General features: G+C 59.2%; 11 protein-coding genes. 3 read left to right on the plus strand and 8 right to left on the minus strand.

The window, feature by feature from the left end; genetic code table 11:
* Positions 1-9 precede the first annotated feature (9 nt).
* The gene (ldtB, locus tag ABFV38_RS06835) at positions 10-930 is read right to left on the minus strand and encodes a L,D-transpeptidase (RefSeq protein WP_032649383.1); all 921 of its coding nucleotides are present in this window, start codon (positions 928-930) and stop codon (positions 10-12) included.
* Positions 931-1,152: 222 nt separating this feature from the next.
* Between ldtB and ABFV38_RS06840 the strand changes: the two genes are divergently transcribed.
* Complete coding sequence (locus ABFV38_RS06840) at positions 1,153-2,748, plus strand: ABC-F family ATPase (protein WP_348958905.1); 1,596 nt, start codon at positions 1,153-1,155, stop codon at positions 2,746-2,748.
* 83 nt (positions 2,749-2,831) lie between these two features.
* Here the strand turns inward: ABFV38_RS06840 and ABFV38_RS06845 are convergent, their stop codons facing one another.
* Together ABFV38_RS06845 and ABFV38_RS06850 are read right to left on the minus strand one after the other, a co-directional pair.
* The gene (locus ABFV38_RS06845; RefSeq protein ID WP_348958906.1) at positions 2,832-5,195 is read right to left on the minus strand and encodes a glycoside hydrolase family 31 protein; all 2,364 of its coding nucleotides are present in this window, start codon (positions 5,193-5,195) and stop codon (positions 2,832-2,834) included.
* Between the two features lie 17 nt (positions 5,196-5,212).
* The gene (locus ABFV38_RS06850; protein WP_045909413.1) at positions 5,213-6,514 is read right to left on the minus strand and encodes an MFS transporter; all 1,302 of its coding nucleotides are present in this window, start codon (positions 6,512-6,514) and stop codon (positions 5,213-5,215) included.
* 288 nt (positions 6,515-6,802) lie between these two features.
* On the opposite strand from ABFV38_RS06850, the gene ABFV38_RS06855 reads away from it, so the two are divergent.
* Positions 6,803-7,876 (plus strand): LacI family DNA-binding transcriptional regulator, encoded by a 1,074-nt coding sequence (locus ABFV38_RS06855; protein ID WP_348958908.1) that lies wholly within the window; start codon positions 6,803-6,805, stop codon positions 7,874-7,876.
* On the opposite strand, the gene ABFV38_RS06860 is transcribed toward ABFV38_RS06855, so the two are convergent.
* The 4 genes from ABFV38_RS06860 to ABFV38_RS06875 form a co-directional block, all read right to left on the minus strand.
* Complete coding sequence (locus ABFV38_RS06860) at positions 7,873-9,129, minus strand: DUF1479 domain-containing protein (protein ID WP_235403849.1); 1,257 nt, start codon at positions 9,127-9,129, stop codon at positions 7,873-7,875. The two genes, ABFV38_RS06855 and ABFV38_RS06860, sit on opposite strands and share 4 nt — an antisense overlap.
* A gap of 149 nt (positions 9,130-9,278) precedes the next feature.
* On the minus strand, positions 9,279-10,094 hold the full coding sequence (locus tag ABFV38_RS06865; protein WP_348958909.1) for a Cof-type HAD-IIB family hydrolase: 816 nt from the start codon (positions 10,092-10,094) through the stop codon (positions 9,279-9,281).
* A 167-nt stretch (positions 10,095-10,261) separates the two neighbouring features.
* Complete coding sequence (locus ABFV38_RS06870; protein WP_348958910.1) at positions 10,262-12,694, minus strand: formate C-acetyltransferase/glycerol dehydratase family glycyl radical enzyme; 2,433 nt, start codon at positions 12,692-12,694, stop codon at positions 10,262-10,264.
* A 4-nt stretch (positions 12,695-12,698) separates the two neighbouring features.
* Positions 12,699-13,598: a glycyl-radical enzyme activating protein gene (locus ABFV38_RS06875; RefSeq protein ID WP_235403860.1), complete on the minus strand. Its 900-nt coding sequence runs from the start codon at positions 13,596-13,598 to the stop codon at positions 12,699-12,701.
* Positions 13,599-13,726: 128 nt separating this feature from the next.
* Here ABFV38_RS06875 and fsa point away from each other — a divergent pair, with 128 nt between their 5' ends.
* Positions 13,727-14,389: a fructose-6-phosphate aldolase gene (fsa, locus tag ABFV38_RS06880; protein WP_023326972.1), complete on the plus strand. Its 663-nt coding sequence runs from the start codon at positions 13,727-13,729 to the stop codon at positions 14,387-14,389.
* Between the two features lie 177 nt (positions 14,390-14,566).
* On the opposite strand, the gene moeB is transcribed toward fsa, so the two are convergent.
* Positions 14,567-15,319, minus strand: coding sequence for a molybdopterin-synthase adenylyltransferase MoeB (gene moeB / locus ABFV38_RS06885; protein ID WP_048027059.1), 753 nt, complete (start codon positions 15,317-15,319; stop codon positions 14,567-14,569).
* Position 15,320 lies beyond the last annotated feature (1 nt).

Consider the following 15,320-nt stretch of genomic DNA (forward strand, 5'->3'; position numbering starts at 1 on the left):
TGCGCGTGATTAGTTCAGACGCACCGGCATACCGGAACGGTTCTGAACGGCCTGGTCAACAATCGCCGTTTCAACGTCTGGCTGAGACGTTACCGCCTGTACCGCGCTGTTCAGCGTAACAGGAACGACTTCGTTGTTGTTGATCTGGTCTTCGCTGGTGGACAGCGGGTTGTGCACTTCGATGTAGCGGCTGCCGTCTGGCTCAGACGTCGCTTTCACCGGTTCGTTGATGAACTGCACGCGCGTACCGACCGGCACGTTTTCGAACAGGAACTTGATGTCGTCGTTACGCAGGCGCACGCAGCCGTGGCTCACGCGCAGGCCGATACCGAAGTTGGCGTTGGTGCCGTGAATCGCATACAGACGACCAATGTACAGGGCATACAGACCCATCGGGTTATCCGGGCCGGCTGGCACAACGGCTGGCAGCGGTTCGCCCGCAGCGATGTATTCCGCGTGCATTTTAGCCGTTGGCGTCCAGGTTGGGCCCGCTTTCTTACGTTCAACTTTGGTGGTCCAGTTCAGCGGGGTGTCTTTACCCAGCTGGCCGATACCGATTGGCAGCACGATCACGGTGTTGGTGCCTTTCGGGTAGTAATACAGACGCATTTCGGCGCTGTTAATTACGATACCTTCATGAACGGTATCCGGCAGGATCAGCTGCTGAGGGATATTCAGCACGGTACCTGCTTTCGGCAGGTACGGGTCAACGCCCGGGTTCGCTTCCAGCATGTTAGACAGACCCAGCTGGTACTGCGCCGCGAAATACTCCAGCGGCTGAGAGTTACCTTCAGGAACCGTCACCACCTGGTTTTGACCCACCAGACGGCTTCCGTCGGTCGGCAGGGGATACGTCACCGCAGACGCGGTCTTACAAAAACCTACTACGGCTAACGCCGCCGCAAAAAGCGCTGTTAATTTCATGTTCATGTTGTGCGAGGTATCTAAGCCATTCTGGCGATGAGTTGATAAGTCTGAATCTGTGATGGGAGCGCATTATATGTGCATTCCCGCTCACTGGGAATTCAGATGTGTACGAAATCACATTTTTTTCGATTTTGTTAAAGTTTAGTGGATGGTTGCAACGCGGGATCTCAATTCGGAATTGTGGCATAATGCCGTGTTTATCACACTTTTCGCAGGAATCTCCCCGTGTTAGTTACCAGCAACGTCACTATGCAGTTTGGCAGTAAGCCGCTGTTCGAAAACATTTCCGTCAAATTTGGCGGCGGCAACCGTTACGGCCTGATTGGTGCCAACGGTAGCGGTAAATCCACCTTTATGAAGATCCTCGGCGGCGATCTGGAGCCGACCCTCGGCAACGTGTCGCTCGATCCGAACGAGCGCATCGGTAAGCTGCGTCAGGATCAGTTCGCCTTCGAAGAGTTCACCGTGCTCGACACCGTGATCATGGGGCACGCGGAGCTGTGGGAAGTGAAGCAGGAGCGCGATCGCATCTATGCGCTGGCCGAGATGAGCGAAGAAGACGGCTATAAAGTGGCCGAGCTGGAAACGCAGTACGGCGAGATGGACGGTTACTCTGCGGAAGCGCGCGCGGGCGAGCTGCTGCTGGGCGTGGGTATTCCGGTTGAACAGCATTACGGCCCGATGAGCGAAGTCGCGCCAGGCTGGAAGCTGCGTGTGCTGCTGGCTCAGGCGCTGTTCTCTAACCCGGACATCCTGCTGCTCGACGAACCGACGAACAACCTGGACATCGACACCATCCGCTGGCTGGAGCAGACGCTTAACGATCGCGACAGCACCATGATCATCATTTCGCACGACCGTCACTTCCTGAACATGGTCTGTACGCACATGGCGGATCTGGACTACGGCGAGCTGCGCGTCTATCCGGGCAACTACGACGAGTACATGACGGCGGCCACCCAGGCGCGCGAGCGTCTGCTGGCGGACAACGCCAAGAAAAAAGCGCAGATTGCCGACCTGCAGTCCTTCGTCAGCCGATTCAGTGCTAACGCCTCTAAATCGCGTCAGGCAACCTCGCGTGCGCGTCAGATTGATAAAATCAAGCTGGAAGAGGTTAAAGCCTCCAGCCGTCAGAACCCGTTCATCCGCTTCGAGCAGGACAAGAAGCTGTTCCGTAACGCGCTGGAAGTGGAAGCCCTTACCAAAGGCTTCGATGAAGGCCCGCTGTTTAAAAATTTCAACCTGCTGCTGGAAGTGGGCGAGAAGATTGCCATTCTGGGCGCCAACGGCGTGGGTAAATCTACCATGCTGAAAACCCTGGTCGGCGAACTGCAGCCGGACAACGGCACCGTGAAATGGTCCGAAAACGCGCAGGTTGGCTACTACGCGCAGGACCATGAATACGAGTTCGAAAACGATCTGACCGTCTTCGACTGGATGAGCCAGTGGAAGCAGGAAGGCGACGACGAGCAGGCGGTGCGCAGCATTCTGGGTCGTCTGCTGTTCAGCCAGGACGACATCAAAAAGCCTGCTAAAGTGCTCTCTGGTGGTGAGAAGGGACGCATGCTGTTCGGCAAGCTGATGATGGAAAAACCAAATATCCTGGTGATGGACGAACCGACTAACCACCTGGACATGGAATCGATCGAATCCCTGAACATGGCGCTGGAGATGTATCAGGGCACCCTGATCTTCGTCTCTCACGACCGTGAGTTCGTCAGCTCGCTGGCGACCCGCGTGATCGAAATTACGCCAGAGCGCGTGGTGGACTTCACCGGTAACTACGAAGATTACCTGCGCAGCAAAGGTATCGACGGCTAAAAAAAAGCCCGGTGGCGCTTCGCTTACCGGGCCTACGGGTGACTTTGTAGGCCGGGTAAGGCGAAGCCGCCACCCGGCAATGTTCAGAGCACCCACTCACTCCCTTCAACCCCGTTCACCCGCAGCGTACGTTTTTCCCCCGCCGGTAATGACATCTTCAGCGCTTTCCACGCCGGACGATAATCCCCCCGCGCGTTCACCTTCAGGTTGATGGTTGCGCCGTCGCACACCATTTCCCATTCCACCCACAGCGCATTGCCGTTCTGATAGCCCCAGCTTTCACCGTCGTCTTCAAACAGCAGCCCCGAGGTCGTGCCGACGCCTTTCACCGGGAACAGCTTCAACTCGCGGGTCGTATCTTTTTCGGCACTCACATGCGTGATGCGCTCGCTCAGCGGCAGACCGGCTCCGGCGCGCACCAGCAGCGGCAGTTTTTCCAGCGGCGCATCGAGGACGATGGATTGCCCGCCTGCATACCACGCGTGGGTGTAAAAATCATACCAGCCCGTTTCGTTATCCGGCAGCCAGACCCGGCGCTCGCGCTGCCCGGCTTCGACGACGCTGGCGACCAGCAGGTCGCGGCCCAGCAGGAAGTCGTCGCACTCTTCGAAGGTCTGCGCATCGTGCTCGTGGTCGAGGAAGGTCGGGCGCAGCATCGGCTCGTCGTCGGCGTGCGCCTGCCAGAGCAGGGTATAGAGATACGGCAGCAGGCGGTAGCGCAGCTCAATCGCGCCGCGAATGGCAGGCGTGACGCCCGGATACATCCACGGCTCGTTCACCGTGTGGTCATCGTTCCACGAGTGAATGGTAAAGCGCGGGTGCATCACGCCGTTCTGCACCCAGCGCACGAACAGCTCGGCGTCCGGCTTGTCGCCGGAGAAACCGCCGACGTCATGGCCGACGTTGAACAGCCCGGACAGGCTCATGCCCAGCCCCATGCGGATGTTATAGCGCAGCGTGTCCCAGTTGGTGCGGTTGTCACCGCTCCAGGTCTGAACGTAGCGCTGCATCCCGGCGCAGCCGGAGCGGGAGATGAGATACGGGCGTTTTTCCGGCGCAAAGCGCTGCTGCGCTTCCAGCGAGGCGCGCATCATCAGCAGCGGCATGACCGGGCGAATATGCTTGATGGCGATCTCCTTGCCGAAGCCGTGACAGCGAGCTTCTCCGTCCCACACTTCATATTCGTTGTTGTCGTTCCAGGTGGAGTCGATGCCCATCTCCAGCAGCTGCGTGGTGACGCCGTTCTGCCACCACTGCACCGTCTGCGGGTTGGTAAAGTCGAGGTGCGAGCCTTCGTCATCCCAGAAGCTGGAGCATTCGGGTGCATCGGTTTCTGAATCGCGAATGAACAGGCCGCTCTCCGCCACTTCGCTGTAGCGCGGATGATCCTGCAGCAGGCACGGCTTGATGTTTGCGGCCAACTTCAATCCCGCGTCGTGGAACGCCTGGCTCATCACCTTCGGCTGCGGCACCTTGTCATAGTTCCAGTTGAAGACGTAGCGCTTGCCGTTGATGGAGGTATAGCCAGACGAAAGCTGGAACGAGTCGCACGGAATGGCGTGCTCTTCGCACAGGCGGATGAAGTTCATCAGCTGATTCTGCGCGTCCGGCGCGTCGGTGTAGTGCATGGTCGAGCCGCTGTAGCCCAGGCTCCATTTCGGTCCGAACAGCGTTTTCCCGGTCAGGCGCACAAAGGCTTTGGTGACGTCCAGCACGCGCCTGCCGGTAAAGATGTAGTAGTCGATATCGCCCGCTTCCGCCTGCCAGCGGCGATAGGCGGTGTGGTAGTTGTCGATTTCGTTACCCAGATCCAGCCAGCAGCTGCTCAGGTTGTCGTAGAACAGGCCGTAGCTCACGTCGTCGCGGCGGGTAAGGGTGAACGGAATGTGCTTGTACAGCGGGTCGGTGCTGGCGGCGTTGTAGCCCATGGCGTCGAGGTTGCGCATCTCGTAGCGTTTACCGTTGCGCTGCAGATCGCCCGCTTTCTCACCCAGGCCGTAGAAACGCTCGTCCTTGCGGCGGCTCAGGTAGTGCGCCACGCCGTCGCCATGGGCGTTCAGCAGGTAGGCGCTGGTGGGGCGGTCGTTGACCAACGGCTGCCACTCGCCCGCGTCATTGCGGTAGTGCCACTCCAGCCACAGCGGCTGGTGCACGGTGACGCGCAGCTGTTCGGTTGCCACAGTTAACGTGTCGTCCTGCTGCGTCAGCGTCCAGGCCGGGCAGGTGAAGCCGCTGACATCGTCACGACGGCGACCTTCCCACGGCACGTCTTGTTCCGGGGCGATGCTCCAGGTGCGGTCCAGCGCCAGCTCGCCTTTGCGTTTGATCAGCACGCGGAACAGGTTCTCTTCCAGCACATACAGGCACAGACGGTGCTGGTTATCGACCAGCAGTTCAAGATGGTTTGCCGACTGCGTATCAACGGTCCAGTTTTTCAGGGTTTTCATATGCAATACATCCACTATCAGGCGCGCTTGGCGCGACGTTCAGCAATAAATGCTACCAGGAAGAGAGCGCCAATCAGGTCAAAGAAGCCCATGGCGATAAAGAGCGGGTTAAAGCCGATTTTGTCGGCGGTCACACCGATTAACAGCGAGAACAGGAAGCTGGCGATCCACGCCGCCGAGCCGCGCATGCCGTTGACGGTCGCCATCTGGCCTTTGTCGAACGACTCCACGACCAGGGCGCTGAGCATGCAGGAGATGATCTGGTGCCCGAAGCCGCCGATGGAGATCAGCACGATGGTGATGTACGGGTCGCGGGTAATGGCCACGATGGCCAGCGAGATCATCAGGAACGCGCCCGTCACGGAGCTGGCGACGACAGAGTTCACGCGGGAGCAGCCGAACAGGCGGGTGTACAGACGCGTCAGGTAGCCGCTCGCCACGCTGCCGAGGTCAGCGGCGAGGAACGGCAGCCAGGCAAACATCGCAATCTGCTTCAGATCCATGCCGTGCTCTTTGGCAAGGTACAGCGGCACCCAGAAGCTCAGCACCGCCCAGGCCGGTTCCGCCATAAAGGCCGGGATGGCGATACCGTAGAAGCGTTTGTTCTTCGAGACGGTTTTCAGCGCGGTCAGGAAGGGCAGTTTGACGGCAGGCGGTTCGTTATCCTGCTTGATAAACGCCAGCTCGTCCTTGCTCAGGTTCGGGTGCTGCTCCGGGTTATGGTAGAACGCCCACCACAGGATCACCCACAGCAGCGCCAGCACGCCGGTAAACATGAACGCCCCCTGCCAGCCGAACGACGCGTGAGCAAAGTAAATGATAGGCGGAGCCAGCATCGCGCCGATAGAGAAGCCCACGCCCGCCCAGCCGGCAGCAACGGGACGCTCTGATTTCGGGAACCATTCACCGATGGTTTTGGCGTTCGCCGGGGTAGCGGCGGCTTCTGAAGCCCCCATAAAGAAGCGCAGTATGGCCAGGTGCAGCCAGCTTCCGGCGCCCGCATGGAAAATACACATTAGCGCCCAGATCCCGGCGCAGACCATAAAGCCAATCTTCAGGCCAATGACGTCAATCAGCCAGCCGCACAGGGGCTGGAAAATGGTGTAGGCGATCTGGAACGCACCGACGATCCAGGAGTATTGCTCGGTGGTGATCCCGAGGCTCTCTTTTAGCTCCGGAGCGAGAATACCTAAGGAATTTCGGGTGATGTAGTTAACGGTGACGCCCAGCAAAAACAGCACCAGCACGTACCAGCGCAGGTTCTTGATGACGCGACGGGTTTTGCTTGTCGCAACGGTGTTATTGATGTCCTGACTCATTTTACTCTCCACAAGACGGACGGTAAGGGGACGGAGGTTCAGGTGTCACACAGATTTTTATGCCTTTGATTTCTATCCGTTTAAACTGCTTAAGTTGGTATACAACTAGTATGGAAGTTGTGTGACAGGTTCACCTTAAGGGAGAAAATGAGCGGGCAATAGTCTATTTTGTGCAAAATTTCTCATAACTGACGTAAACACTCTGGCAAGATGGTATTGATATCAGTTATTGCCTGACAAACACGCTATGAAAATTTTTTCATTTCGCAAATGGAGCCAGATCACAAAATGGACAAAAGGCTAAAAATCACCGAAATCGCTGCCCGCACGCAGCTCTCGATCAGCACCGTGTCACGCGTGCTGGCGGGGAAAGCGAATACCAGTGAAAAAGCGCGCGCAAAGGTGCTGGCGTGCGCGCGGGAACTGGGTGTGATGGAGGGCATGGCGGCGGGACGGCTGCTGCTCAATAGCCTGGTGGTTTTTGCTCCTCAGCGCGCTTTCGACGAGCGGTCCGACATCTTTTACTACCGCGTGATCCAGAGCGTGAGTAAAGGCCTGGCATCCCACGATGTGCGCCTGCGCTACTGCGCGCTGGAAGAGAACGACAGCGACGCCCAGCTTTTTCTGGCGCGGATGAACGAGTCGGACACCCAGGCCGCCATTCTTCTCGGTATCGACGACCCGCATATCCACGATCTGGCTGCGGATGTCGGCAAACCCTGCATGTTGATTAACTGCCGCGACCGGCACATGCGTCTGCCTGCCGTTGCGCCGGATCACCGCGCCATTGGCGAGCGGGCGGCGGAGTACCTGTTCGAGATGGGACACCGTGAGGTGATGAACGTGCTGTGCCTGCGTCGCTACACCATGGAGCTGCGCCTGTCGGGGATCCGTGACGCGTGGCAGTCTCACAACCTGGCGTTCAACGACAGGCGCGATCTGCTGGTGGTGCCCAGCTTCAGCGCGCGCGAAACGGAACAATTGGTCAGCGCCTGGCTCAGCGAAATGCAGGGCAAGGATTTGCCAACCGCGTTCCTGGTCGGCGGCGATTTTATGGCGGCGGGGACCATCAGCGCATTACAAAACCACGGCTTGCGCGTGCCGCAGGACGTCTCGGTGATGAGCATTGACGGGTTTAACCTGGCGGCGATCCAGGATGTGCCGCTGACGGCCGTGCATGTTCCCCGCGACGAGCTGGGGACGGAAGCGGTACACATGCTCCAGCAGCGGCTCATGCGCCCGGACGCGCCGGTGGGGACGTTACTGCTTAACGGCACGCTGACCGTGCGAGAATCGGTACGGCGGATACGTCAGGGAAAACGACGCACCGCCGTTGAGCGGGAAGGGCTGTACGACAGTTAGACCATGCCCAGCGCGCGCTTGCCGTGGATATTGAGATCGTTCACGGTAAAGCGGTCCTGCCAGCTCTTTTCATAATCTTCGCGTGGGAAATCCCCCGGCGATGCGCCGGTCTCCAGCGCTTCCTTGACCTTCTTCGCGTAGGCGAGGTTTTTCTCGCACATCGGTGCGGCAGGAATATACATCACGTTGCCCCAGCCCTGCTGATTGTCCACCGGCGCGACGGAGTGGATCACATCGCAGTGCCACCACACCGAATCGCCCGCGTCCAGCGCCGGAATGCTGGTCAGCGCCTCGATGAGCAGCGGGTGCCACTTCTCGGAAATCGGCAGCACGCGCCCCGGCGCCACGCCGCACAGCTCGTCTTCCGGCACGTCGTCCAGCAACGGACGCAGCAGAATGTACGCCATTGCTTCCGGGATCGGCACGACGTGCAGCAAGCCCTGTCCGGGGATCATATCCGACAGCGCGGTCCAGCCCTGGAAGGTGCGGAACACCGAGCATTTAGTGGTGTTATCGACGGTATACTCTTCCACTTCGGTACGGTGCGCGGCGTTCCACGGATCGTACTTGTCGACATTGCCGTCAAACACGCGGGCAAAGACCTGCTGGTAAGCCGGCAGCAGCCAGCGCTCCAGCGCGCCGGAGTCGGTATGCGCACCCAGCCCTTTCGAGGTGGTTCCCGGCGGACGGCGGCGGATACGATCCGGGTAAATCACGCTCACGTCCGGGTCGAACCACTGCTTGCCGTTGCTCTCGAACGTCCATAAACGGTTAAGGAACGACTGCACCTGCGCCATCTCTTCACTCTGACGCGCCTGCATCTGCGCCTGCGACCAGTAGATCGGGTAAATCTCCGGACGGGAAGCGGTCAGGGTGCCAAAGAAGTTATCGCCTGGCCCTTTGTACACCTCGTCAAACTTGTTCAGATCGAGGTAGTCGAGCATCGACTGATCCCACGCCAGTGCCTGCTCGCGCGGGAAGTGACCTTTAATCACCGCACAGCCGCGGCGTTTAACGGCGTCGCGCTGCGCGTCGGTAATCGTGCCGTTTTTCACATCGGTAAACGGGATCACCGGCCAGACGGATTCACCTTTATTTTTAAGCGCGTTAATTTCCGCCACGCGGGTGGCAATTTTGTCGCTGAGCTTGTTAAACACCGCCTGCACGTCGCCGATCTGCGCGCGTAACTCACGTTTCAACTGACGGATTGCCGCTTTGTGATCCGCCGGCAAGGTTTCACTGGTAAAGGTCATAACTGCCTCGCATCTTTCATTCGAAAGTAAAAGTGTCTACAAGTGATACTTTAAGTTAAAAATAAGTTAATGCAAGTTTAAAAACTTGACGTGCGCCACAGGACGGAAAAAGAGTGAGAGGCCGGAGCCAGGCTCCGGCGAAGAAAGGATCAGGCGTCGAACGGGGAATGGTTGTCGAGCACGGCCTGAATGACGTTCAGCGCGCCCTGATGGTTGTTGTCATCGGTGCTGTAGCGGCTGATTTCTTTGATGCTCTCTGCCGCGTTACCCATCGCAAAGGAATATTTCACCAGCTTCAGCATCTCGGCATCGTTGCCGCTGTCGCCAATCGCCACGCACTCTTGCGGGGAGATTTTCCAGCGCTTCAGCAGACGGCTGATGCCGTTAGCTTTGTGCAGGCCGGGGATAATCAAATCGACAAAGCCAAAGCCGCTGGTGACCGGCTTCATGATGCCGTCCAGCGAGACGTGCAGCTTATCCACCAAATTGGGGATATCGCTGTCCGGCAGGTTCAGGGAGAACTTAAACAGCACGTCGTCAATTTCACGGTAATCGCTAATGCGCTTTAAGCGGTGGTAGTGCTTTGACATCAGCGCCACGAACGCATCCGGGGCTTTATCGCTGACGTACGCGCTCTCCAGCCCGCAGGCCACGAAGTTCAGCCCTTTATCTTTCAGCAGTTCGCCAATCACGATCTGCGATTCATGGCGGGTCAGCTCGCCGTGAAAAATCTGCTCCCCGCGATCGAACACCAGCGCGCCGTTTTCCGCCACGAAGGAGATCCGATCTTTGAGCTCCGGAAAGAAGGAGATGAGCTGGTAATACTGGTTGCCGCTGGCGACAACGAATTCAATGTTGCGGGCTTTAAGCTGTTCAAACTGTGCCTGGAAGCGGTCACGATCGTACTGCTTGGCATCATCAAGAAAAGTTCCGTCCATATCGGTGACGATAACTTTAACGGTCATACTGTGCTCCTGGGTCACTGCGTTTTGAAACATTCTAATAACAAGGTGACGGGGAGCACAAATTTAATTTCGAATGAAAGTCAGAAAGCCGGGTGGCGGCTTCGCCTTACCCGGCCTACGGGGAGACTCTGTAGGCCCGGTAAGCGCAGCGCCACCGGGCGTTTTTCTTACAGCGTATGTTCAGTTCGGGCGATAATATCGTCCTGCGCATCCGGCGACAGGGCGGTGAAGAACGCCGAGTAACCTGCGACGCGCACCACCAGGTCACGATACTGGTCAGGGTGTTTCTTCGCCTCCAGCAGCGTGTCGCGCGAGACGATGTTGTACTGAATATGCCAGCCCTTATGCACCTCGAAGAAGGTGCGCAGCAGCACCATCAGCTTCTGGCGATCGCTGTCGTTTTCCAGCGTTGACGGGTTAAGCTTCTGGTTCAGCAGCACGCCGCCGAGAATCGCCTCGGTAGGCAGTTTACCCACGGAACCGATGACCGCCGTTGGACCCAGGTGGTCGGTACCGGAAGCCGGGCTTGCCCCTTCCGCCAGCGGCGTGTGCGCCTTACGTCCGTCCGGTGTCGCCATCGTCGCCGCGCCAAACGGCACGTTCGCGGAAATCGAGGAGGTGCCCGCGTAGTAGTTACCGCCAATCGGGCCGCGGCCGTGGCGCGGGTTATGGTACTGCTTCAGCTCTTCAATGTAGGTCTGATAGGCGCGGGTCAGCAGCATATCCACGCTGTCGTCATCGTTACCGTACTTAGGCGCGCCATTGATCAGACGCTGACGCAGCTGCTCGTGGGTCAGGCCGTCGAAGTCATCCGCCAGCGCCGCCGCCAGCTGCTGTTGGCCAATGACGCCCTGTTCGAACACCAGCTTCTTCACCGCCGCCAGGCTGTTGCCGAGGTTGGCGATCCCCACCTGCAGGCCGGAGACCCAGTCATACTTCGCGCCGCCCTGCTTGATGCTTTTCGCGCGCTCGATGCAGTCGTCCACCAGCGCCGAGCAGAGAATATCGTGAACGTTCTCCTCCAGCATGGTGTCCACCACGTACTCAATCTCGATGGATTTGCGGGTGTAGTAGCGGATCTGGCTATCCCAGGCCGCCATCACCTCGTCGAAATTGTCGAAGTTACCGGCAGAGAGCGCTTTCTCCTGCGGCAGGAACACCTTGCCGCTGGTGGCATCGCGGCCGCCTTCCAGCGCGGCCAGCATCACGCGGGCGAAGTTGATGAAGCTCATGCCGGTGCAGCGATAGCCCCACTTGCCGCCCACCGCGGTTTCGATACAGCCAATCGCCGCGTAGCCGTAGGCGTCGTCTCGTTCAACGCCGAGCTTGATGAATTCCGGGATCACGATTTCATCGTTGTTGAACGCGGGCATCCCGAAGCCGCAGCGGATCACCTGCACGCAGGCGTCGAGGAAGTCGTTGCTCATGCCCGCGTGGTAACGCACGCTCAGGTTCGGCTGGGTGGAGCGCAGGCGACCGCAGGATTCCAGAATCGCGTAGGAGAGCGGGTTCACCGCGTCCATCGGCTCACCGTTGACCAGCTTCTGGCCGCCGATGGTGACGTTCTGGTACAGCGGGCTGCCGGCGGAGGCTTTGGAGTGCGAGCCGGAGCGGATCTTGTTCACTTCCAGCAGCTTCAGCCAGCAGCTGTGCAGCAGCTCGATGGCATGTTCGCGATCCAGGCTCTGGTTCAGCTCCACGTCGCGGCGGTAGTACGGATAGAGATACTGGTCCATACGCGCGAAGGAGACGGAGTGGCCGTTGGACTCAATCTGCAGGATCAGTTGAATGAAGTAGCACAGCTGCAGCGCCTGCCAGAAGGTTTTTGGCGGCTCGTGAGCAATCACGTCGCAGTTTTCTGCCATCGCCAGCAGCTCGTCGCGGCGGCTTTCGCGGGTTTCGGTGGAGGCCATCTCGCGCGCCAGATCGGCGAAGCGTTTGATGTGCAGGCTCACCGCTTCCAGCACGATATCAATTGCCTTCAGGAACTGATCGCCGTGCAGGTCTTCCAGCACCGTCAGGTTGATGCGCGAGCGGCGCTCGGCCACTTTGGCGCGCAGGCCGTCGAGACCTTTCTCCAGCACCAGGGGGAAGTTCACCGCCAGGTGCGCGTCGCCGGAGGTCATGTTGCCTTCGGCTTTGATGATGCCGGTTTCCAGCAGGCCTTTCTGCTCGTCGGTGAACATGCCGTAGCAGCGATCCTGCACCGTCTGGCCGCGCCACCACGGGCAGATCTCATGCAGCACACGCTTGTTCTCTTCACTCACCGCAAAGCCCGCGCCCGGGCGATCCGCCAGGTCGTCAATCTCTTTCTCAATCCAGGAGACGGTGTATTCCGGGAAGATCGGTGCGGCGCGTACTTCACTGGCCTGGTTACCAATAATCAGCTCGTCGTGTTTGATCCAGATGGTACGCTCGGCCAGGTGATGCGCCAGCGCCAGGGCGCGACGGACCGGGATCGGCTTGTCCATGTGCTGCTGGTACATTTCGGTGTAATGCTGGGCACGCTCGGTACAGACCGGCGGCTTAACGATATGCACCAGCGCCGTTTTGTGCGCCTTAATGCGCTCGCTGAGGGTATTGAGATTCAGGGTTGTCATAAGTTTATCCTCGTAAGGTCGCGGTTAACCCTTTCTGGCAGGCGTACTGCTGCGCGAAGTCCAGCAGGGCAGGGTTATCCAGCGGTTTGTCAGGGGCAGAGTAGGGTTGGCCGAGCAGGGTGTATTTGTTCATGCCCAGCGTGTGATACGGCAGAAAATGAATATCGTCGACGCCGAGCTCATCGGCAGCGAAGTTGGTGATGGCGGTGATGGAGGCTTCATCCGCGTTAAAGCCCTGGATCAGCGGCACGCGGATGATGATCTTTTTCCCGGCGGCGGCCAGGCGTTTCAGGTTGTCCAGGATGCGCTTAGCCGAACCGTCCGTCCACTGCTTGAAAACGTCCCCGTCGACATGCTTCAGGTCGGCGAGGAACAGATCGACGTACGGTAATGACGGCTCGATATAGTGCCACGGCACGTGAAGGCAGGTTTCGACGGCTGTGTGGATCCCCTGGTCATGGCTGGCTTTAAACAGGGCCTGCGCCAGCTCGGGGTTCATAAACGGTTCGCCGCCGGAGAGGGTGATCCCGCCGCCGCTGCGGTCGTAGAAGGGTTTGTCGCGCAGTACGGTCGCCATGATCTCCTCGACCTGCCGTTCTTCACCGCAGACGGTCAGCGCCTGCGTCGGGCAGCAGTCGGTGAGGGCATTAAGCGTCTCTTCACTTAATTTCTCACGATGAATGACCATCCCGTTCAGCGCACGTTCGATACAGCCCGGTGCCGCCTGCTGACACAGGTCGCAGCCGTCCAGGCACAGACGCGCATCAAACAGAACGTCCCGACTGCGGGAGCGGCTTTCCGGGTTCTGGCACCAGCGACAGCCCAGCGAGCAGCCTTTCAGGAACACCACGGTACGGATACCGGGGCCATCGTGGGTAGAGTAACGCTGAATATTGAAGATCATGTTTTCGCCTCTCATCTTGCATACGAAGATTAAATGACTTTCGAATGAAAGTTATCTTGATGCAGGTCAACTCTTGAGCAGGTTTTGTCGTGATAGGGTAAGTGCAGGCTAATTTTGAGGGTGACATCATGGAACTTTATCTCGACACATCTGACGTTGCGGCAGTTAAAAAGCTGGCGCGTATCTTCCCGCTGGCGGGCGTGACCACCAACCCAAGCATCGTTGCGGCCGGTAAAACGCCGCTCGATGAACTGCTGCCCGCGCTGCACGATGCGCTGGGCGGTAAAGGCCGTCTGTTCGCGCAGGTGATGGCGACAACCGCCGAAGGGATGGTGGAGGACGCGCGTAAGCTGCGCGCTATCATTAACGATTTGGTGGTGAAAGTGCCGGTAACCGCAGAAGGGCTGGCGGCGATCAAGATGCTCAAAGCGGAAGGGATCCCGACGCTGGGTACGGCGGTATACGGTGCCGCGCAGGGGATGCTGTCCGCGCTGGCGGGGGCGGAGTATGTGGCCCCGTACGTTAACCGCGTGGACGCGCAGGGCGGGGACGGGATCCAGACCGTGGTGGAATTACAGCAGCTGCTGACGCTGCATGCCCCGCAGTCAAAAGTGCTGGCCGCGAGCTTTAAAACCCCGCGTCAGGCGCTGGACTGCCTGCTGGCTGGGTGCGAGTCCATCACGCTGCCGCTGGACGTGGCGCAGCAGTTTATTACCTCTCCGGCTGTGGATGCGGCGATTGTGAAGTTTGAGCAGGACTGGCAGGGGGCGTTTGGACGGACGTCCATCTGATGCGGTTGCCGGGTGGCGCTGGCGCTTACCCGGCCTACGTTCGCATTGCTGTTGCCGGGTGGCGCTAACGCTTACCCGGCCTACGTTCGCATCGCGGTTGCCGGATGGTACTGGCGCTTATTCGGCCTGCGTTCGAGCCGTTGTAGGTCGGGTAAGGCGAAGCCGCCACCCGACTTTTTACTGGCTACACACCTCACACCCCGGGTTACGCATCAGCTTCATCTCGCGGAACTGGCAGGTCATCGCGTCGTACATCACGATTTTACCCGCTGCGGGCGTGCCGTAATTCGCCAGCACTTTGATCGCTTCCATTGCCTGCAATGAACCAATCACGCCGACGAGCGGCGCCATTACGCCCGCCTCAACGCAGGTCAGCGCATTCTCGCCAAACAGACGGCTCAGGCAGCGGTAGCAGGGTTCACCCTCGGCGTAGGTGAAGACGCTGATTTGCCCCTCCATGCGGATCGCCGCGCCGGAGACCAGCGGGGTTTTGTGAGCAAAACAGCCCGCGTTGAGCTGGTTGCGGACGGTGACGTTATCGGTGCAGTCCAGCACCAGGTCGTGCCGGGCAATCTGTGCGAACAGCGCGTCGTCATCCAGCATTGCGTCAATCAGCGTGAACTGAACGTGGGGGTTGATGCGCGCCAGCGCAGCCCTGGCGGATTCCACTTTCGGCTGGCCCACCGTCGCGTCGCTGTGCAGCGTCTGGCGCTGCAGGTTGGAGACCGACACGGTATCGAAATCCAGCAGCGTCATGCTTCCCACACCCGCCGCGGCAAGGTACTGCGCGGCGGCGCAGCCCAGCCCGCCCAGCCCGACGACCAGCACGCTGGCCGCCTTGAGCGCTTCCTGACCTTCGAAATCAAATCCGCGCAGCACAATCTGGCGGTTGTAGCGCATCATCTCCTGGTCGCTCAGTTCCACCGTCATG

It is taken from the genome of Enterobacter cloacae complex sp. Mu1197, from assembly GCF_040059225.1.
Classification (GTDB): Bacteria; Pseudomonadota; Gammaproteobacteria; order Enterobacterales; family Enterobacteriaceae; genus Enterobacter; species Enterobacter quasiroggenkampii.